General features: G+C 67.7%; 13 protein-coding genes and 1 tRNA gene. 10 read left to right on the forward strand and 4 right to left on the reverse strand.

Annotation, left to right across the window (positions count from 1 at the left end; genetic code table 11):
- Window positions 1–86: 86 nt before the first annotated feature.
- From IFS44_RS02485 to IFS44_RS02500, 4 genes are read left to right on the forward strand one after another with little or no spacing between them, the layout of a single operon-like run.
- Window positions 87–1,112, forward strand: coding sequence for a sulfate ABC transporter substrate-binding protein (locus tag IFS44_RS02485; protein WP_192097362.1), 1,026 nt, complete (start codon window positions 87–89; stop codon window positions 1,110–1,112).
- 30 nt (window positions 1,113–1,142) lie between these two features.
- The gene (gene cysT, locus IFS44_RS02490; RefSeq protein ID WP_056408686.1) at window positions 1,143–2,009 is read left to right on the forward strand and encodes a sulfate ABC transporter permease subunit CysT; all 867 of its coding nucleotides are present in this window, start codon (window positions 1,143–1,145) and stop codon (window positions 2,007–2,009) included.
- Window positions 2,006–2,845 carry a sulfate ABC transporter permease subunit CysW gene (gene cysW, locus IFS44_RS02495; protein WP_192097363.1) on the forward strand — a complete coding sequence of 280 codons (840 nt, stop codon included), beginning with the start codon at window positions 2,006–2,008 and terminating at the stop codon, window positions 2,843–2,845. The genes cysT and cysW overlap by 4 nt, the downstream gene beginning before the upstream one ends.
- Complete coding sequence (locus IFS44_RS02500; RefSeq protein ID WP_197977716.1) at window positions 2,842–3,873, forward strand: sulfate/molybdate ABC transporter ATP-binding protein; 1,032 nt, start codon at window positions 2,842–2,844, stop codon at window positions 3,871–3,873. The genes cysW and IFS44_RS02500 overlap by 4 nt, the downstream gene beginning before the upstream one ends.
- Window positions 3,874–3,926: 53 nt before the next feature.
- Here IFS44_RS02500 and IFS44_RS02505 read toward each other — a convergent pair.
- Together IFS44_RS02505 and IFS44_RS02510 are read right to left on the reverse strand one after the other, a co-directional pair.
- Window positions 3,927–4,011, reverse strand: a tRNA-Leu gene (locus IFS44_RS02505).
- Window positions 4,012–4,165: 154 nt separating this feature from the next.
- On the reverse strand, window positions 4,166–7,234 hold the full coding sequence (locus tag IFS44_RS02510; protein ID WP_031439245.1) for a TonB-dependent receptor domain-containing protein: 3,069 nt from the start codon (window positions 7,232–7,234) through the stop codon (window positions 4,166–4,168).
- Window positions 7,235–7,437: 203 nt separating this feature from the next.
- Here IFS44_RS02510 and IFS44_RS02515 point away from each other — a divergent pair, with 203 nt between their 5' ends.
- From IFS44_RS02515 to nagE, 6 genes are all read left to right on the forward strand, one after another.
- Window positions 7,438–8,451 carry a N(4)-(beta-N-acetylglucosaminyl)-L-asparaginase gene (locus tag IFS44_RS02515; RefSeq protein ID WP_192097365.1) on the forward strand — a complete coding sequence of 338 codons (1,014 nt, stop codon included), beginning with the start codon at window positions 7,438–7,440 and terminating at the stop codon, window positions 8,449–8,451.
- A gap of 7 nt (window positions 8,452–8,458) precedes the next feature.
- Entirely contained in the window at window positions 8,459–9,223 is a 765-nt protein-coding gene (locus tag IFS44_RS02520) for a copper homeostasis protein CutC (RefSeq protein WP_244649838.1), read from the forward strand.
- An 85-nt stretch (window positions 9,224–9,308) separates the two neighbouring features.
- A complete protein-coding gene (locus IFS44_RS02525; protein ID WP_192097366.1) occupies window positions 9,309–10,379 on the forward strand; it encodes an SIS domain-containing protein in 1,071 nt (356 codons plus the stop codon).
- Window positions 10,376–11,518, forward strand: a complete 1,143-nt coding sequence (nagA, locus tag IFS44_RS02530; RefSeq protein ID WP_192097367.1) for an N-acetylglucosamine-6-phosphate deacetylase — start codon at window positions 10,376–10,378, stop codon at window positions 11,516–11,518. Before IFS44_RS02525 ends, nagA begins: the two co-directional genes overlap by 4 nt.
- Before the next feature lie 44 nt (window positions 11,519–11,562).
- A complete protein-coding gene (gene ptsP / locus IFS44_RS02535) occupies window positions 11,563–14,064 on the forward strand; it encodes a phosphoenolpyruvate--protein phosphotransferase (protein ID WP_192097368.1) in 2,502 nt (833 codons plus the stop codon).
- Window positions 14,061–15,794 (forward strand): N-acetylglucosamine-specific PTS transporter subunit IIBC, encoded by a 1,734-nt coding sequence (gene nagE, locus IFS44_RS02540; RefSeq protein ID WP_192097369.1) that lies wholly within the window; start codon window positions 14,061–14,063, stop codon window positions 15,792–15,794. Before ptsP ends, nagE begins: the two co-directional genes overlap by 4 nt.
- Window positions 15,795–15,855: 61 nt before the next feature.
- On the opposite strand, the gene galA is transcribed toward nagE, so the two are convergent.
- Together galA and IFS44_RS02550 are read right to left on the reverse strand one after the other, a co-directional pair.
- Window positions 15,856–18,777: a beta-galactosidase GalA gene (gene galA, locus IFS44_RS02545; protein ID WP_192097370.1), complete on the reverse strand. Its 2,922-nt coding sequence runs from the start codon at window positions 18,775–18,777 to the stop codon at window positions 15,856–15,858.
- Between the two features lie 22 nt (window positions 18,778–18,799).
- Window positions 18,800–19,537 (reverse strand): GntR family transcriptional regulator, encoded by a 738-nt coding sequence (locus IFS44_RS02550; RefSeq protein ID WP_031396151.1) that lies wholly within the window; start codon window positions 19,535–19,537, stop codon window positions 18,800–18,802.
- Window positions 19,538–19,656: the final 119 nt, after the last annotated feature.

Raw genomic sequence — 19,656 nt, forward strand, 5'->3', positions numbered from 1 at the left:
ATACCCAGGCTTTGGCATGGCCAAGCTTTGCGGCTATTCCCCACCACTACCGACGCGATAGGGATTACGCGAACCGGAGGGACTGGATGAGACTGAACCGCACGCATATCGGCCTGGCGCTTGCTGCGATCGTCGCGGGCTGCTCGTCGCCCTCGAGCACGGGCAAGGACGGATCGGTCGAGTTGCTCAACGTCAGCTACGATCCGACCCGCGAACTCTACAAGGCGGTAAACACCGCGTTCGCCGCCAAGTGGAAGCAGGACACCGGCCAGACGGTACGGTTCAACATGAGCCATGGCGGATCGGGCAAGCAGTCGCGGGCGGTGATCGACGGCCTGGGCGCCGACGTCGTCACGCTGGCGCTCGCCTATGACGTCGATGCGATCGCCGAGCGTGCGAAGCTGCTGCCCGCCACTTGGGAAACGCGGCTGCCCGACAACAGCGCGCCCTATACGTCGACGATCGTGTTCCTGGTCCGCAAGGGCAATCCCAAGCAGATTCGCGACTGGCGCGATCTGGTCAAACCCGGCGTCCAGGTGATCACGCCCAACCCGAAGACCAGCGGCGGTGCACGCTGGAATTTCCTCGCGGCCTGGGCCTATGGGAAGAAGGCCGGGGGCGGATCCGACGCCGCCGCGCAGGCCTATGTCACGCAGCTCTACGGCCATGTCCCGGTCCTCGATTCGGGCGCACGCGGCGCCACCACCACCTTCGTCGAGCGCGGACTCGGCGACGTGCTGATCGCCTGGGAGAACGAGGCGTTCCTGTCGGAGAAGGAACTCGGCACCGGCAAGTTCGACATCGTCGTGCCGTCGATCTCGGTGCTCGCCGAGCCATCGGTCGCGGTCGTCGACGCCAATGCCAAGGCGCACGGTACCGAGAAGGTCGCTGAGGCCTATCTCCGGTTCCTCTACACGCCCGAGGGCCAAGACATCGTCGCCAAGAATTATTATCGCCCCCGCGATCCTGCGGTGCTGGCGCGCTATGCGACGATGTTCCCGAAGATCGAGATGCGCACCATCCGCGATTTCGGCGGGTGGAAGGTCGCGCAGGCCCGCTTCTTTGCAGACGGGGGCGTGTTCGACCGGATCTATTCGGGTCCGAAGCGCTGATCAGGGATGCGATCGTCCGGATCCCCACCAGTGGCTGACGTCGCGCGCCTCGGCGCCAGGCCCGGCCGAGCGCGCCGCGCGCGACGGTCGGTCATTCCCGGGTTCGGGCTGACGATGGGGCTGACAATCGTCTGGCTATGCCTGATCGTGCTCATCCCGCTGTCGACGATCTTCCTGCGCGCGGCGGGGCTTGGCTGGGACGGGTTCGTCGCAGTCGGGCTCTCGGCGCGCGCGCTGTCGGCCTACAAGCTCAGCTTCGGTACCGCGCTGCTGGCCGCGTCGGTCAACGCGGTGTTCGGCCTGCTGATCGCCTGGATCCTCGCGCGCTACGAGTTTCCGGGCAAGAAGTTCGTCGACGCCGCGGTCGACCTGCCCTTCGCGCTGCCGACCGCGGTCGCGGGCATCGCGCTGGTGTCGCTCTATGCCGAAAACGGCTGGATCGGGTCGCTGCTGGCACCGCTCGGCATCCGCGTCGCCTACACCCCGCTCGGCGTCGTCGTCGCGCTCATCTTCATCGGCCTGCCGTTCATCGTGCGCTCGGTCCAGCCCGTGCTCGCCGATCTCGGCGCCGATGTCGAGGAAGCCGCAGCGACACTCGGGGCAACCCGGTGGCAGACGTTCAGCCGGGTGATCCTGCCCGCAATCGCACCCGCGCTGCTGACCGGCTTCGCGCTCGCCTTTGCGCGCGGCGTCGGCGAATATGGCTCGGTCATCTTCATCGCGGGCAACATGCCGTACAAGTCGGAGATTGCCCCGTTGCTGATCGTCACCCAGCTCGAACAGTTCGACTATCCCGGCGCGACCGCGATCGCGTGCGTCATGCTGGTCGCCTCCTTCTCGATGCTGCTGCTGGTCAATCTGCTCCAGGCGTGGCGTGCGAAGCGGAGCGCGAAATGACCTGCGCCGCATCCAGCGAAAGCCCCGTTGCCCGGCGTATCCTGATCGGCATCGGTCTCCTCTTCCTCGCGCTCTTCCTCGCGCTGCCGCTCGTCGTCGTATTCGTTCAGGCCTTTGCCAAGGGCTGGCCGATGTTCGTCGACGCGATCGGCCAGCCCGATGCGCGTGCGGCGATCCGGCTCACCCTGCTGGTCGCGGCGATCTCGGTGCCGCTCAATTGCGTGTTCGGCGTCGTCGCGTCCTGGGCGATCACCAAGTTCGACTTCCGCGGCAAGAGCCTGCTCATCTCGCTCATCGACCTGCCCTTCTCGGTGTCGCCCGTCGTCGCCGGCCTGATCTTCGTGCTGATGTTCGGCGCACAGGGCTGGTTCGGGCCGTGGCTGATCGCGCACAACTGGAAGGTCATCTTCGCGGTGCCGGGCATCGTCCTCGCCACCGTGTTCGTCACCTTTCCGTTCGTCGCGCGCGAGATCATCCCGCTGATGGCCGAGCAGGGTCGCGACGACGAAGAGGCCGCGGTATCGCTCGGCGCGTCGGGGTGGCAGACCTTCTGGCATGTCACCCTGCCCAATATCCGCTGGGGCCTGCTCTACGGCGTGCTGCTCTGCAACGCGCGGGCGATGGGGGAATTCGGCGCGGTGTCGGTGGTGTCGGGCCATATCCGCGGCCTGACCAACACCATGCCGCTCCACGTCGAGATCCTGTACAACGAATATGACTTCGTCGGTGCGTTTGCCGTGGCATCGCTGCTCGCATCGCTCGCGCTCGTCACGCTCGTGTTGAAGAGCCTGCTCGAATGGCGGTTCGGCTATCATCAGGCAAGGAGTGCGCATTGAGTATCGTCATCGACGCCGTATCGAAACGGTTCGGCCAGTTCGCCGCGCTGAACGACGTCAGCCTGGAAGCGCGTCCGGGCGAGTTTCTCGCGCTGCTTGGACCGTCAGGCTCGGGCAAGACGACGCTGCTCCGCATGATCGCGGGGCTCGATTTCCCCGATAGCGGCCATGTCCTGTTCGACGGTGCCGACATGACCGGGACGCCTGCGGCCGAACGCCAGATCGGCTTCGTGTTCCAGAACTACGCGCTGTTCCGTCACATGACGGTCGCCGACAACATCGCGTTCGGCCTGACCGTCCGTACCCGCCGCGATCGCCCGGCCAAGGCAGACATCCGCGCGCGCGTCGCCGAGCTGCTCGACCTGATCCAGCTGCCCGATCTGGGCCATCGCTATCCAGCACAACTCTCCGGGGGACAGCGCCAGCGTGTCGCGCTGGCGCGGGCGCTCGCGGTCGAGCCTCGCCTGCTGCTGCTCGACGAACCCTTTGGCGCGCTCGATGCCAAGGTCCGCAAGGACCTGCGCCGCTGGCTGCGCGAGCTGCACGACCGGCTTGGCCTGACCTCGGTGTTCGTCACGCATGATCAGGAGGAGGCGCTCGAGCTTGCCGACCGCGTCGTCATCATGAACCGCGGTGTCATCGAACAGATCGGTACCCCGCGCGAAGTCTATGACATGCCCGCCACGCCGTTCGTCTCCGAATTCGTCGGCGAGACCAATCGCATCCCGGTGACGGTCGCCGATGGCCGCGTCCTGCATCACGGACAGGCGCTCGACGTTTCTCCGAAGGCGCTGGCCAACGGACCGGCCGAACTGCATTTCCGCCCGCACGAGGCGCTATTGGGGGATGACGCTCCCGGTGCGCTCCCGATCGTCGTCGGCGCCGTGCACAAGCGGGGTGGTACGTGGCGCGTCGAGGCGCGTGTCGACGACATCGCCGTCGAGATCGACACGAGCGGTCCCTTGCCCGAACGTGGCGCTCGTGCGGGGCTTCGCTTCGACGATGTTCAGATTTTTCCGGCTTTGTAGCCGTAGAGCCGGGCCGACTGGTTTCGGGTGCCCGGGCTCTTAAACAGTAAAGGTGGTGCGGGTGGCCGGGGTCGAACCGGCACTCCTTTCGGAACAGGATTTTGAGTCCAGCGCGTCTACCAATTCCACCACACCCGCACGACCGCCCTGCAGGCTTCAAGCCCCGGGCAGCGGCGGTTTCGCTAGACCATGCGATCCACGCCCGCAAGCACGAACCCGCCTCTCCATCCCCGAACGCGCGCATAAAAAAAGGCCCGCCGTTTCCGGCGGGCCTTGAGGTGGGGGTACGGGATCAGAACCGGACGGTAGCACCAACCGCCAGGTTGCGACCAAGCGAGTCGTAGCGCTGCGGGATCGTGTTGGTCCGTGCCAGCGCGACATTGTAGGAATCGGGGACGATCGGCGCGCTCTTGTCGAGCAGGTTGTTCGCGATCAGGCGCAGCGAGAACGCCTTGTCGATCGCAAAGTTGAGCGCGAGATCGAAATAGCTCTTCGGCGAGACGCGGAAATAGCTGGTCCGCTCGCGCTCGGGCGTGCCGCCGATCGCCGGATCACCCGAATTGTCAGCATTCGTCAGCGAACCGACATAGCGCCAGTTGAACGACGCGCTGAACCCCTTGTCGACCGTCGTATAGGTCGCGCGCAGGCCGTGCGACCATTTCGGGATCAGCTGACCGCAGCCATTGCCGTAGTAGCCTGCGCAGTTGCGGGTCGGCTGGACCGGCGAGTCCTGCCCGCCGGCAAAGGTCGTCAGCGAGCCGTTGAAGTTCCAGTCGATCTTGCCGACGCTGGCGAGATCGAGCGTGTACTGCGCCTGGAAGTCATAGCCGCGGGCGATCGACTTGTAGAAGTTGGTCGTGCCCTGGCGGATGAAGCCGGTCGTCGGGTTGCTGGCCGCGTTCGAGTAAAGCGTGCCAGTGCCGGGATTGCGGACGATGCCCTGACAGAAGAACGCGTCGCCGTTCGAACGCTGGCAGCCATCGGTATAATAGCTGAAGTCGTTATAGCCGAGCGAATCGTCGATCTTGATCTTGTAGCGATCGACCGAGAAGACCAGCCCGGGCACGAAGCGCGGCTTCACGATCAGGCCATAGGTCTGGGTATAGGCCGTTTCGGGATCGGCTTCGAAACCGCCCGAGCGAACCGTACATCCGGTCGCCCCCGTCGACGCATCCCCAGGACAGATCAGCGTAGGGCTGCCGTACAGAGCGTCCGACAGGCCGGTCGCGCGGCAGACCTCGCGCGAGGCGACCGGCGTGCCATAGGTCACGCCGCCAGCGGCGTTGGTCGTCACGGTCGGGGCGCAGAAATCGTTGAACGTGCCCGATCCGCCACGGGCGAAATCGACATTGGTCGCCTGCCGGATCTCTGTCACGGTCGGCGCGCGCTGCGCCTTGTTGAACGAGGCGCGGAACGTCAGGTCGCTGACCGGGGCATAGATGCCCTCGATCTTCCACGTGTTGAAGCTGCTCGAATTGCTGCTGTACTTCGAAACGCGATAGCCACCATTGGCCTGCAGCAGTTCCGCGAACGGCTTGTGCTCGATCAGCGGCGCCTGGACCTCGATATTGGCCTCCCAGACGTCCTGCTTCAGATAGGTGTCATTGCCACCAAGCCCGGCGCGGTAGACGCTGTCGGCGGTCGATTTCAGCGTATCCTTGCGATATTCCGTGCCGAGCGCGATTGCGACGCCCTGCTCGGCGAACGGCGAGGTGACGCCGTACTTGCCGAGATCGCCGGTGATGTTCGCCTGCACGTCATACAGCGTACCGATCGTGGTCGACGTGCCGCGGTCGTAGAGATAGTCGATCAGCGCAGGATTGGTGTTGCCCGCGCTGAACGCGTCGAACGGCACGCAGGCGGCGTCCGTGGTCCCTGCGCAGGTCGGTGCCGCGAGCGTCCCACCCACGTTCAGCGAATTCCGCAGATTGGCCGCGTTGACGAAGCTCGGCGTGTAGTCCTGCTTGTTGCGCGCATAGACGCCGCCGATGTCATAGGTCCATGCATCGCCGGCCTTGCCGCGCAGACCGCCGGTCAGGCGCAGACCGGTGTTGAGATAGCTGTCCGGCTGGTCGTTGCCCTCGCCGAGGCGATAGCGGATGTCGATCGGCGCAAACGCCGCGGTACCCGCTGCCGCACCGCAGATCGTGCTGGCCTGCGAAGCCGACAGGAACGGATTGTTGCAGTTCACCTGGACGTTGCCGCCCGCGATCGCCGGGTAGTTGTTGTACGACTTGTCGCGGAACCAGATGCCCGATGCATAGACTTCGGCGTCCGGCGCGACGTCGAGGCTGACGAAGCCACCCGCGTTCACGCGCTCGGACGGGCGCTGATAGGCATAGTTGCTGAAATAGTTCGACGCGTTGCCCGCGCCGGTGCCGAACGGCACGAAGGTGCGCGTGCCATTGGGGTTGTTGACATACTGCCCCGTCGCGACGCCCTTGCTGTCCAGCGGCGAAATCAGGCCGCTCGTCGAGCTGCTCGGCGTCAGGCCGCACGAGATCGGCGCGTTGAGGCTCGTCTGCGTAAGGTAGCAGCCCGAGTTCGACCGCTCGGACAGCAGGACCTCGTCGGTATGCTTGTAGTTGACGAAGCCGTTGATCCGCAGCGCACCGTCGAAGAACTTCTTGCCCGCGGTCAGCGTGACGTCGGCGCGGCCGCCATCGTTGGTCAGGCCGCGCGGGCTGTTGAAGCCGGCTGCGCGTGCCAGCGACGAGACGACCGTGTCCTTGTTGTTGTGGTTGTAGAAGTTATAGTTGCCGTCGAGCTGGATGCCTTCGAAATCCTTCTTCAGGACGAAGTTGACGACGCCGGCGACGGCATCGGACCCGTAGACCGACGACGCACCACCGGTGAGGACGTCGACGCGCTCCAGCAGCGACGGCGGGATGATGCCCACGTCCTGTCCGTTCTGCGTGCCGAGGCGCTTGCCGTCGATCAGAACGAGCGTCCGCTCGAACCCGAGGCTGCGCAGCTTGATCCGCTGCCGGCCGTCCGAATCATTATAGGTCTGCTGGCTGTCGGGCGCGACCTGCGGGAGGCGGTTGAGCACGTCCTCGACATTGACTGCAGCCTGGGCGCGGATGTCCTGCGAGGTAACCGAGGTGATCGGTGCGGCGGAGGTCATGTTCGGACGCTGGATGCGCGATCCGGTCACGACGATGTCGCCCCCGCCAGCGCGGTCTTCGGCAGGCGGCGCGTCGACGGCGCTGGTCGCGGTCGCCGCATCCGCCTCGACTTTGGCCTCCGCGGGCGTGGTAGCCTCGGCCTGTGCCGGCGTGACCTGTCCAATCGCCGGGGTCGCGGACACCATCAGTGCCCCCGCAAGCGCCATATAAGACGCCGAATTACGCACGTTCATACTAAAAACCCTTGTTTGGGCCAGCGTTGTCGCCTGCCCCCGTCTCCTTCGTAAGGTTTTGGTCATAATCGGGTCTCAGTCAATACCTTAGTAAGACCACTGTGTAACGTTTCGGACCGGATGTTGTAAAATGGCCATACGACTGGTCGACCGCCGTGACTTGCGATACGACTGGGCGCCAGGGTGACAACAGGGGGCTGCTGATGAAGACGAGACGATCGTTGCTGACCGCGTTTGGTGGGATTGGAGCGGCCCTGCCCTTTGTTGCGCCGATCGCCCGCGCGCGCGCTGCAACCGGCGGCGCAGCGCCCGCGCTGATCGTGTCGACCTGGGATTTCGGTGCTGCAGCCAATGCCGCGGCCTTTGCCCGCAGACGCGCCGGCGGATCGCTGATCGATTCGGTCGAGGCAGGCGCGATGGTCCCCGAAGCCGATCCGGACAATCACAGCGTCGGCTATTCGGGCTATCCCGACCGCGACGGCCATGTCACGCTCGATGCGGTCATCATGGATGATGCAGGTGGCGTCGGCGCAGTCGCAGCGCTCGAGAACACGATGCACGCGATCTCCGTCGCGCGGCGGGTGATGGAGCGGACACCGCACACCATGCTCGTCGGCGAAGGCGCGACGCGGTTCGCGCGTGACCAGGGCTTTAAGCAACAGTCGTTGCTGACGCCCGAGGCGGAAAAGGCGTGGCGCGATTGGCTTAAGACCGCGGATTATCGTCCCGAGGCCAATAGCGAGAACCGCATCACGCGGACGCCCGGTGGCGCGCTCGACCATGACACGATCGGCCTGCTGATGCGCGACCCGACGGGGCGGATGGCGGGCGCCTGCACCACATCGGGCATGGCGTTCAAGATGCGCGGCCGGGTCGGCGATTCGCCACAGGTCGGATCGGGACTCTATGTCGAGGCCGGGGTCGGCGGCGCGACCTCGACCGGGCTGGGCGAGGAGGTCACGCGTGTCGCAGGGTCGGCGCGCGTCGTCGCATCGATGCGCGCGGGCGCGTCACCGCAACAGGCCTGCGAAGAGGTGGTCCGCCACATCGCGCGGCTGCGCGGCGACGCGATACGCGGCGTGCAGGTCGGCTTCCTCGCGCTCGATACAAAGGGCGCGGTCGGGGCCTTCTGCCTGTTGCCGGGCTTTACCTACGCCGTCACCGACGCGCGCGGCAGCACCACGGTGCTGAAAGCGCGCGCCTTGTTCGCGAGCTGACCGCATGATGCGCGACGCCATGACGCTCGAAGTCTGTGTCGAGGATCTCGACGGCATTAATGCCGCGGTGGAGGGCGGCGCCGACCGGATCGAGCTGTGCGCCGCGCTCGCAGTCGGTGGCTTGACGCCGCCTGCGTCGCTGATCCGCGCGGCGGCGCAGGCGCCCCTCCCCGCGCACTTGCTCGTACGCCCGCGTGAGGGCGGTTTCGCCTACACCCCGCGCGAAATCGCGCTGATCGCCGACGATATCGTCACCGCTGCGCACGCCGGGCTTGCGGGTATCGTGATCGGCGCAACCCTGGCCGACCACCGGCTCGACGCGGCAACTCTGGCCAAGCTGATCGCGCACGCACGGACGCTCGGCAGCGAGCGCGGCAGGCCGCTTTCGCTGACGCTGCACCGCGCCTTCGACGTGTGTTCCGATCTTGGCGCCGCGCTCGACACCGCGATCGAACTCGGCTTCGACCGGGTCCTCACTTCGGGTGGGACGCCCAAGGCGATCGACGGGGTCCAGGTGGTGGCCGACCTGCATCGCCAAGCCGCCGGACGCATCATCATCCTCGCGGGTAGCGGCGTGTCCCCGCAATCACTGCCTGCACTGCTGCGCACCGGCATCACCGAAGTCCACGCGTCGTGCCGTCAGCCGATCGCCGGCGGTGCCGACCCGGTGGACGTGCGATTCGGTTTCGCCGGGCCGCACCGCACCGCGACCAGTACGGACCGCATCCGCCAGCTGTCGCATATGCTTACGCAGAAACACACGCTTGAATAAGACCAATCTATAACTTACGCTTGGCACAATCCAACGACGAAGGCCGCCATACGGTCACCGTGCAAGATCCTGAGAGCGAGCTGTCATGACCAACGCCCCCCCCGCCCCCTTGGCGGCACGCGACCCGGAAGCCACGCTGATGTTCAGCGAAGCGGCGGAATCGGGTGCCGCGGTTGCCCGGTTGCTCGCGGCCAATGCCGAAGCCTTCGCGACGCTCGGCGCAAAGCTGCGGGCCGCACCGCCCGCGGTCGTCGCCACCTGCGCGCGCGGATCGTCCGATCACGCCGCGGTTTACGGCAAATACCTGATCTGGACGAAGACCGGTATCCCGGTCGCGGCCGCCGCCCCCTCGGTCGTGTCGTTGTACGACGCAGAGCTTTCCGCGCAGACGACCCTGTGCATCGCCATCTCGCAAAGCGGCCGCAGCCCCGATCTGCTCGCGACGGTCGCCGCGATGAAGGCGGGCGGCGCGCATGTCGTCGCGCTGGTCAATGACGAGACCTCGCCGCTCGCCGCCGCCGCCGACACGCTGATCGCGCTCAAGGCCGGCCCAGAGCGCTCGGTCGCCGCGACCAAATCCTATATCTGTGCGCTGGCGGCGCTGGCGGCACTCACAGCGGAATGGGCCGACGACGATGCATTGCGCGACGCGGTGGCGGCACTTCCCGCTGATCTGGAGCGCGCCTGGGCGCTCGACTGGTCCAGCGCGATCGCACCGTTGCGCACTGCCACCAATCTCTTCGTCATCGCGCGCGGCCCGGGCTTCGGCATCGCCAACGAGGCGGCGCTGAAGATGAAGGAAACCTGCGCGCTTCACGCCGAAAGCTTCAGCTCGGCCGAGGTGCGCCACGGCCCGATGCAGCTCGTCGAGGACGGTTTTCCCCTGCTCGCGCTGGCGACGTCCGACGCGGCCGGCGACGGCGTGCGCGATGCCGCGGCCGAATTTGCGGGGCGCGGCGCCTGCGTCCTGCTGGCCGATGCCGCACGCGACGCGCAGGCCGGCGACGCGACGCTGCCCGCGCTCACCGCGCATCCGGCGATCGAGCCGGTCCTCATGATCCAGAGCTTCTACAAGCTCGTCAACGCCCTTTCCGTGGCGCGCGGGTTCGATCCCGACGCGCCCTCGCATCTTGCCAAGGTCACGCGCACGCTATGACGACTTTCCGGTTTTCCAACGGCCATATCGTCACGCCGGCCGCTGTCCTCACCGACGCGACGCTGGTCGTCGAAGACGGCCGGATCGTCAGCCTCGACGCGGCGTCTGCCGCGGACACCGTCGTGGAGACGATCGACCTCGACGGGGGCTGGATCATGCCCGGCTTCGTCGACACGCAGGTCAATGGCGGCGGCGGCGTGCTGTTCAACGATGCCACCACGGTCGAGGGGATCGCCGCCATCGGTGCGGCGCATGCCCGCTACGGCACGACTGCCTTCATGGTCACGCTGATCAGCGACACGCCCGACGTGATCGCGCGCGCGCTCGATGCGGTCGACGCCGCGATCGACGCCGGCTTTCCGGGCGTGGTCGGCATTCATGTCGAGGGCCCGGTCATCAGCGCGGCCCGCAAGGGCATCCATGATGCGTCGCGCTTCCAGGATCTCGACGACGATCTGATGGAATTGATGACGCGTCCCCGCCGCGGCCGCGTCATGCTGACGCTCGCGCCCGAACGCGTCACCGCCGATCAGATCGCCGCGCTCACCGCCGCCGGGGTGCTGGTCAGCATCGGTCACAGCGATGCGAGCTATGCAACCGCCGCCGCGGGCATCGCTGCGGGCATCACCGGCGTCACCCATCTGTTCAACGCGATGTCGCCGCTGATCCACCGCGCGCCCGGCGTGGTCGGCGCAGCGCTCGACGACCAGTCGGTCTATTGCGGGATCATCGTCGACGGCTTTCACGTCGACGACGCCGCGTTGCGGATCGCATTGCGCAGCCGCCCGCATGACCGGTTCATGCTCGTCTCCGACGCGATGCCCTGTGTCGGCGCGGCGGATAAGTCCTTCACGATCCAGGGGCGGCCGATCCATGTCGAGGATGGCCGCTGCGTCGGCGCGGACGGGACGCTGGCAGGGTCGGACCTCGACATGACCGGTGCTGTTCGCAATGCGGTCGCACGGCTCGACCTCGCGCCCGAGGTTGCCGCAGCGATGGCGTCGACCTATCCGGCCGCGTTTCTCGGCCTGTCGGACACGCGCGGGGCGCTTGCCCCCGGGCAGCGCGCCGACTGGGTGCGGCTGACGCACGATCTCCACCCCCTGGGCACCTGGTTCGGCGGCGTTCCGTCCGCCTGACCGCGCCCCGCTTTACCTCCCCTTACGGCACCAAGGACGATCCCATGGCTCCCATCCTCCTGAGCGCGCCGATGCAGGGTTGGGCGCTGCCCATCGATCAGGTCCCCGACGCGGTCTTCGCCGACCGCATGCTGGGGGACGGCGTCGCGATCGATCCGACGGGCGACGGGCTCTACGCGCCCTGTGACGCGACCGTGCTGACGCTGCTCGACAGCGGCCATGCGATCACGTTGCGCACCGCGGAAGGCGCGGAGATCCTGATCCATATCGGGCTCGATACCGTCGCGCTCGGTGGTCGCGGTTTCTCGCCCTGCGTCGCGGTCGGCGACAGGGTCGTCACGGGTGCGCCGCTGATCCGCTTCGATCTAGACCTGCTCGTCCGCGAGGCACGCGCCGTCGTCACGCCGATCATCGTCGTAAACCCCGACCGGTTCGCCATCACGCAGTGCACGACAGACCGGCAGGTCGCGCTCGGCGACCTGCTGATGACGATCGAACCGATTGCCGACATCCGGCCCGACGCAGTCGCAGGTGGCGCGGACGCGGGCGACATCCTGACGCGGACGATCACCGTGCCACTTGCGCACGGGATCCACGCGCGCCCCGCCGCGCGGCTCGGGGCGCTCGCGAAACGCTATACCGCCGACGTCACGGTCACGCGCGACGCGAACACGTCCAGCATCCTCAGCCCGATCGGGCTGCTCGCGCTCGGGGTGCGGTACAACGACCCGATCACGCTGGGTGCGCGAGGCCCCGACGCCGCCGACGCGCTCGACGCGATCGCGGCTTTGATCCTCAGCGGCATGGACGAGGCCGCTCCGGCACCCGCCCCGGCCCCGGCAGCAGCCAGCCCGGCGCGTGCGGCGATCGACGGCGCACTGCTCGGCGTGACCGCTGCACCGGGCCTCGCGGTCGGCAAGGCGCGCTGGTTCCGCCATGCCGAGATCGCGGTCCCCGAACAGGGCCAGGGCATCGCCGTCGAGAATGAGCGGTTCGCGAGCGCGATCACGACGCTCGCCGCGCGACTCGCCGAGCAGACCCGCCATAGCGCAGGCGCGCAGAAGGCGATCGTCGAGGCGCATGCGGCGATGCTCGACGATCCCGTGCTCCGCGACGGGACGCAGGCGCAGATCGCGGCGGGCAAGAGCGCGGGCCACGGCTGGCGCGCCACGATCCGGCCGCTTGCCGACGCGTTGCGTGCCGGCTCCGATGCACGGCTCGCCGAGCGCGCGGACGACATGCTCGACCTCGAACGCCAGCTGTTGGCGGTCCTCGAAGGCGTTGAGACGACCGTCCCGGTCTTTCCGCCTGATACGATCCTGCTCGCCGACGACCTGCTGCCATCGGACATTCTCGCGCTCGACCGCGCGACGGTGATCGGCCTGTGCGTCGCGCGCGGTGGGCCGACGTCGCATGTCGCCATCCTCGCCGCGACGATCGGCCTGCCCGCTCTGGTCGCGATCGGCCCCGCGCTTGCCCCGCTGGCGGACGGCACGCCCGTCATCCTCGAGGCGAGCGAAGGGCTCATGCGCGTCGATCCCGACGCGGACACGCTCGTCGCCGCACAGGTCCGGCTTGCGCAGGCCGAGAAGCGCCGCGCCGACATGCTCGCGCGCGCCGGCGAACTCTGCCGCATGGCCGACGGGACGCGGATCGAGGCGTTCGCCAATCTCGGATCAATCGGCGATGCCCGTCTCGCGCGCGACAACGGTGCGGAGGGCTCCGGCCTTCTCCGCACCGAATTCCTGTTCCTCGAACGCGAGTCCGCGCCGAGCGTTGCCGAACAGACCGCCGACTATCAGGCGATCGCCGACGCGCTCGACGGTCGCCCGCTGATCGTCCGGCTGCTCGATATCGGCGGCGACAAGCCCGCCCCCTATCTGCCGATGGATGCCGAGGAAAACCCCGCGCTGGGCCTACGCGGCATCCGCGTCGGGCTCGCCTATCCGCAGATGCTCGAGGATCAGGTCCGCGCGATCCTGTCGGTCCGTCCCACGGGTCAGTGCCGGATCATGGTGCCGATGATCGCCAGCCTCGACGAGCTGCGCGCAGTCCGCGCCGCGGTCGACCGGATCGCCGCCGAGCTCGATCTGCCCGATCGCGTCCCGGTCGGCGTCATGATCGAGACCCCCGCCGCGGCGGTGACCGCGGACCTGATCGCCAGCGAAGCGGACTTCCTGTCGGTCGGCACCAACGATCTCACCCAATATACGCTGGCGATGGATCGCGGCAATCCGGCGGTCGCGTCGGGCATCGACGGGCTCCATCCCGCCGTCCTTCGCCTGATCGCGCAGACCTGCAAGGGTGGCGCGGTCCATGGACGCTGGACCGGCGTGTGCGGGGGGCTGGCCTCCGAACCACTTGCCGTGCCGATCCTGATCGGCCTCGGCGTGACCGAACTCTCCTGCGCGCCGGCGATCATTCCGGAGATCAAGGCGCTGGTCGCCACGCTCGGCATGGAGGCCTGCCGCGCGCACGCGACCGCGTGCCTCGCCTGCACCTCCGCTGCCCAAGTCCGAACGCTCGCCCGGGAGTTTGCCGCATGAAGTCGATACTCGAAGCCCTGCAGCCGCTCGGCCGTGCGCTCATGCTGCCGATCGCGGTGCTGCCGATCGCCGGCCTGTTGCTGCGTCTCGGCCAGCCCGACCTGCTCGACATCGCGTTCCTGAGCGCGGCCGGTGACGCGATCTTCTCGCATCTCGGGCTGTTGTTCGCGATCGGTGTCGCGACCGGCTTCGCACGCGACGGCAACGGGGCGGCCTGTCTTGCGGGTGTCGTGTGCTTCCTCGTCGCGACCGAAGCGGGCAAGGTGTTCCTATCCGTCCCCGCCGACGTCGTCGCGGGGATAGCGACCCCGACGCTCGAGATTGTCGCCGCAGCCTGGAAGGCCAAGGCGATTGCGCGGCTCGACGTGCCGATCGGGATTCTGTCCGGGCTTGCCGGCGGGCTGCTCTACAACCGGTACTCGGCGATCAAATTGCCGGAATATCTCGCCTTTTTCGGCGGACGTCGGTTCGTGCCGATCGTCAGCGGGGTCGCGGGGCTGGTTTTCGCGGTCATCTTCGGGGCGGGTTTCGGCATCCTCAACGCAGGCGTCGATCAGCTCAGCCTGGCGGTCAGCGGCAGCGGTGCGATCGGCCTGTTCCTGTTCGGCCTGTTCAACCGGCTGTTGCTCGTCACCGGGCTGCATCATCTGGTCAACAACATCGTCTGGTTCGTCGCAGGCGATTATCACGGCACGACCGGCGATCTGCGGCGCTTCTTCGCGGGCGATCCCGATGCCGGCGCGTTCATGGCGGGGTTCTTCCCGGTCATGATGTTCGGCCTCCCCGCCGCCTGTCTCGCCATGTATCACGCAGCACTTCCCGAACGCCGCAAGGCGGTCGGCGGCATGTTGTTCAGCCTCGCGCTGACCTCCGCGCTGACCGGCGTGACCGAGCCGATCGAGTTCAGCTTCATGTTCCTCGCGCCGCTTCTCTATGCGGTCCATGCGGTGCTGACCGGGCTGTCGATGGCGTTGATGAACGCGCTGGGCGTGAAGCTCGGTTTCGGCTTCTCGGCGGGGCTGCTCGACTATGTCCTTAACTATGGCAAGGCGACGCGGCCGCTGCTGCTGCTCCCCGTCGGCGCGGTCTATTTTGCGCTCTATTACGGGCTGTTCCGCTTCTTCATCCGCAAGTTCGACCTCGCCACCCCGGGCCGGGAAGCAGAGGCGAGCGTTGTCGCCGCGGCCCCCGTCGCGGGCGGCCGTGGTGCGGCATTCGCGCAGGCGCTCGGCGGCGGTGCGAACCTGACCACCGTCAGCGCCTGCACCACGCGGCTGCGTCTCATTGTCGTTGATCAGTCCGCAGTCGACGACGCCGCCCTGAAGGCGCTCGGTGCCCGTGGTATCCTGCGCCCGTCAAACGCCGCGCTGCAGGTCGTGCTCGGCCCGATTGCGGATGTGGTCGCGGTCGAGATCCGAGATGCGCTCGCCCTGGGCGGTCCGGCAGTTGTCGCCAGCGCTGCGCCCGCCGCGACTGCCGCACCCGTTCCAGACACCCCTGCGGTGCGGCTGTCGGATACGGCCTTTGCCGCACTCGGTGGCGAGGGCAATGTCGTCGCTGCGAGCCGCCACCCCGGTCGGGTGCGGATCAAACTGGCCGACGCTGCGGCGATCGACGAACCGCGCCTCGCACGGCTCGGGCTCCGCGCCACCGCACGCCCCGCCGCCGGTCAGTTGCACCTGCTCGGGACCGACGCGACGCTCGCGACGCTGATCCACACCGCCGCCTGACGCCTATTCCGCCCGTCCCTTCGGCATCGGCCGGGGGACGGGCGGCACGGCACAGCCCTGGTTATCTTGCGCGCGGCTCCAGCGTCACGCCGCCGACGAGCCCGGACGCAACGCCGGCCGCTGCCTCGACCAGCACAGCAATCGTCCGCACGCCGCCGCCCGGCGGCACCGCCGCCTCGAACGGTCCGACCGATGCGGCGTCCTTGACCGCGACCCGCGTGCCGTCGATCCATAGCTCCGCACGCCCGGCGATCGCCGCAAAGCGGATCACGCCCCCCTCCTGCGCAACCCGCCGCCACGGCGTGACCGTCGTGCGGTAGATCCGCCAGCGGCCCGCGCGATCCGAATCGACCGGGGTCCCGCTGCGCACGAACGCCCAGCTGTTATTGTCGCCATCGACCGGTGCCAGCGCCGGATCGGGCCGCGTCGCCATCGCCAGCGAACGACGCCACTCGCGGATCGCCATCGCAGCTAGCGTCACGGCAACTTGCGCAGGCGGCGCGAGACCCGCGCGATCGATCGTCAGCCGCGCCGGCTTCAGGCCCGGCGCGGTCGCGGTCATCACGATCCGCCCCCGCCCCTCGCCCGCCTGGACGATGACCTGCGCGAGGCCGTTGAACAGTGATCGGGCATTGCCCTTCTCGCTCTCATGGCTGTTCGGATCGCCATTGCCGATCCCGATGATCGCCGCCCCCTCGACCGCGAACCGCGTCGGCAGGTTGGCGGTCGGCACATGGCGTCCTGCCGCATCGACCGCGTCGATCGTCACCGGCTGCGCATCCTCACCATCACCCGCCATCACCGTCCGCGCCGGCGTCAGCCGCAGCGCGACCGGCGGACCGGCGGTCTCATGCGCCGCGCGTGCCACCGGCGAACCGCCGCGCCGCGCGACCACTTCGATCCGCCCGGGGGCATAGGGCACGACGAACTCATTCCCCATGATCCGGTCGACCGCGGCCTCGCCGACGACCCGGCCGTTCAGCCGGACCTCGACGCGCTCGGCATTGCTCATCACCAGCAGCGTGACCGGCTGGCCTTCCCGCCCCGGCCAGGTCCAGTGCGGGGTGATGCTCACCACCGGCGCGGCATCGACCCAGTGCGCGCGGTGGATGTCGAACGCGGTCTTGGGAAAACCGCACAGGTCGAGAATGCCGAAAAAGCTCGAGATCGTCGGCCATTCATGCGGGGTCGGCTCGCCATGATAGTCGAACCCCGTCCACACGAAGCCGCCCGCGACGAACGGCCGCTCGGCGATCTTCTTCCAGGTGCCGCGATGCGTATCCCCCCAGCTCGCCGCCTCGACGTCATAGGACGACTGGACATGCCGCGCCGGATCGCTGGCAAAGGCCCCACGCGTCTCATAGGCGCTCGTATCCTCCGAACTCGTGATCGGCTTGGTCGGGTTGAGCTGGTGAAAGCGATCATAATCGCCCTGATAGTAATTGAACCCCGTCACATCGATTTCGCTCGAGACGTTGACGGGATCGAAAAAGGCGCCGTTCATCGCCGCGGTCACCGGCCGACTGTCGTCGAGCGCGTGCGTCGCTTGGACCATCCGCCGGAGCATCTCGACGCCGGCCTCCGTGCCCTGCATCGGCTCCTCGTTGAATACCGACCACAGGATCACGCTCGGATGGTTGCGATCGCGCCGCACCATCCATTCGAGCTGCGCCATATAGTCGGGCGCGGGATTGAACTGGCGGTTCTCGTCCATCACGACGAACCCCATCTCGTCGCACAGGTCGAGCAGTTCCGCCGCCGGGGCATTGTGCGAACAGCGGATCGCATTGCACCCCATCGCCTTCAGCCGTTCGAGCCGCCAGCGGACCAGCGCGTCGGGGATCGCGGTGCCGACGCCCGCATGATCCTGATGCAGGCACACGCCCTTCAGCTTCACCGGTCGAGCGTTAAGGAAGAAGCCCCTGTCGGCATCGAAGCGGATCGTCCGGAACCCTACGCGTGACCGACGTTCGTCGGCCACGTTGCCGTCGCGCATTACGCGCGTGACGACGGTGTAAAGCGTCGGGGTCTCGATCGACCACAAGCGGGGCGCCGTCACCGGCATCGTCAGCGTCGTCACCACCGGATCGAGCGGCGCGACGCTCGCCGCCGCGCGTGCCGTCGTGACCGGCTTGCCGTCCGGGTCGAGCAGGATCGTCTCGATCGTCACGCCGATCTCCGCGCGGGCGATGCTGCCGATCGTCACCGCGACCGGCACATGCCAGCCCCCCGCCGGGTCGCGTCGCGGATCGCAGTGCACGCCGTCGGTGACGATCGCGACCGGCGCCCGCCGTATCAGCCAGACGTGGCGGTACAGGCCGGCGCCTTCATACCACCAGCCTTCCATCGCAGTCGCGTCGACGCGCACGACGATCATGTTCAGGTCGTCGCCGAACCGCGCGAACGGGGTCAGGTCGATCTCGACGCTGTTATAGGCGGACCAGTTGTGCGCGACGACGCTGCCATTGACCCAGATCGTCGCGTTGCTCGCGATCCCGTCGAACCGCAGCGCGATCGTCTTGCCGCGATCGTCCGCCTCCAGCCGCAGCGTCCGCCGGTACCAGCCGATGCCGCGCCGGCGATAGCCCTGCGAGATATTCGCATCGCGCTCGAACGGCTGCGCGGACGCCCAGTCGTGCGGCAACCGGACCGGCGTCCAGTCCGAATCGTCGAACGCCATGGCCGCGGCGCCGAGCGCGTTGCCCGCCTTCACGCTCAGATAGGTCGCATTATGCCCCTCGGGCGCGGGCGTCGCGACATCGCCTTCATGAAACACCCAACCGCGTTCGATCCGGGTGCAGGACGGGTCCTGAACATGCATCGCAGGCGGCAGGGTCCGCGACGGCGCGGGCATCGGCAACGCGCCGGCCTCGCCCTTCTGCCGGCCCGGGCCAGCCCCGGCAGCGGCAAAGGCGTCGGTCGGGCGGACGACGACGCCGACACCGGCGCCTGCCGTGCCGATGAGGAGCTGGCGTCGGTTCATGGCAGTCTTTCGGTGTGACGGATCAGATGTCGGCCAGTTCGGCGACGAAGTCATAGGCGTCACCGCGGTAATAGGAGCGCGTGAATTCCGCCGCGCGTCCGTCGCGCAGGAAGCCGCGGCGTTCGATCAGTAGCCCGGCATGACCGGCATCGACCCCCAGCATCCGCGCATGCTCGCCCCCGAACGGCACCGCACGGAGCCGCTGCAGCGCGCGCACCGGTCGGCTCCCCGCCGCTTCGAGCGCGGCATAGAGCGAGTCCGTCACGCCATCGACCGAGGTCAGGCAATAGCCCGCGATGGTCGAGAATTCGAGCGCCATAGCCTCCTCGTCGGCATAGCGGATGCGGTTGAAGCGGAACACCGGCGCCCCCGGCGAGAGGCCGAGCGCCATCGCCTCTTCGGGGTTCACCTGGCCGGCCGATCGCGAGATCCAGGTGCTGCTCGATGTCCGGCCGCGTGCCGCCATGTCCTCGCTGAACGACGACAGTTTCGAGAAGCTCTTCTCGACGCGACCGGCGACGAACGTGCCCGCACCCCGACGCCGGGTCAGCAGCCCTTCCTCGACGAGCCCGCCGATCGCCTTGCGCACGGTGATGCGCGAGACGTCATATTCGATCGCCAGATCGCGTTCGGCGGGGATCGCATTGCCCTGGACGAGCAGCTTCTCGCCGATCGCGTTGCGGATCAGATCCTGCAACTGAAGATAGAGCGGCGACGGATTGCCCTTGCGAAAGCGTCCGATATCATCGGAAAACGCCATGTACCCCCCTTTGACTGGCAGCCCGAAGCGCGCCACACCCTGTCCTGGCGCGGGAGGATAGCCAAAGCACAGCCGCGCGGCAACCAGACCGACGCCAAGGATTATATTGGTATTTCCGT

Source organism: Sphingomonas sp. CFBP 13706, assembly GCF_014842355.1.
GTDB classification, from domain to species: domain Bacteria; phylum Pseudomonadota; class Alphaproteobacteria; order Sphingomonadales; family Sphingomonadaceae; genus Sphingomonas; species Sphingomonas aerolata.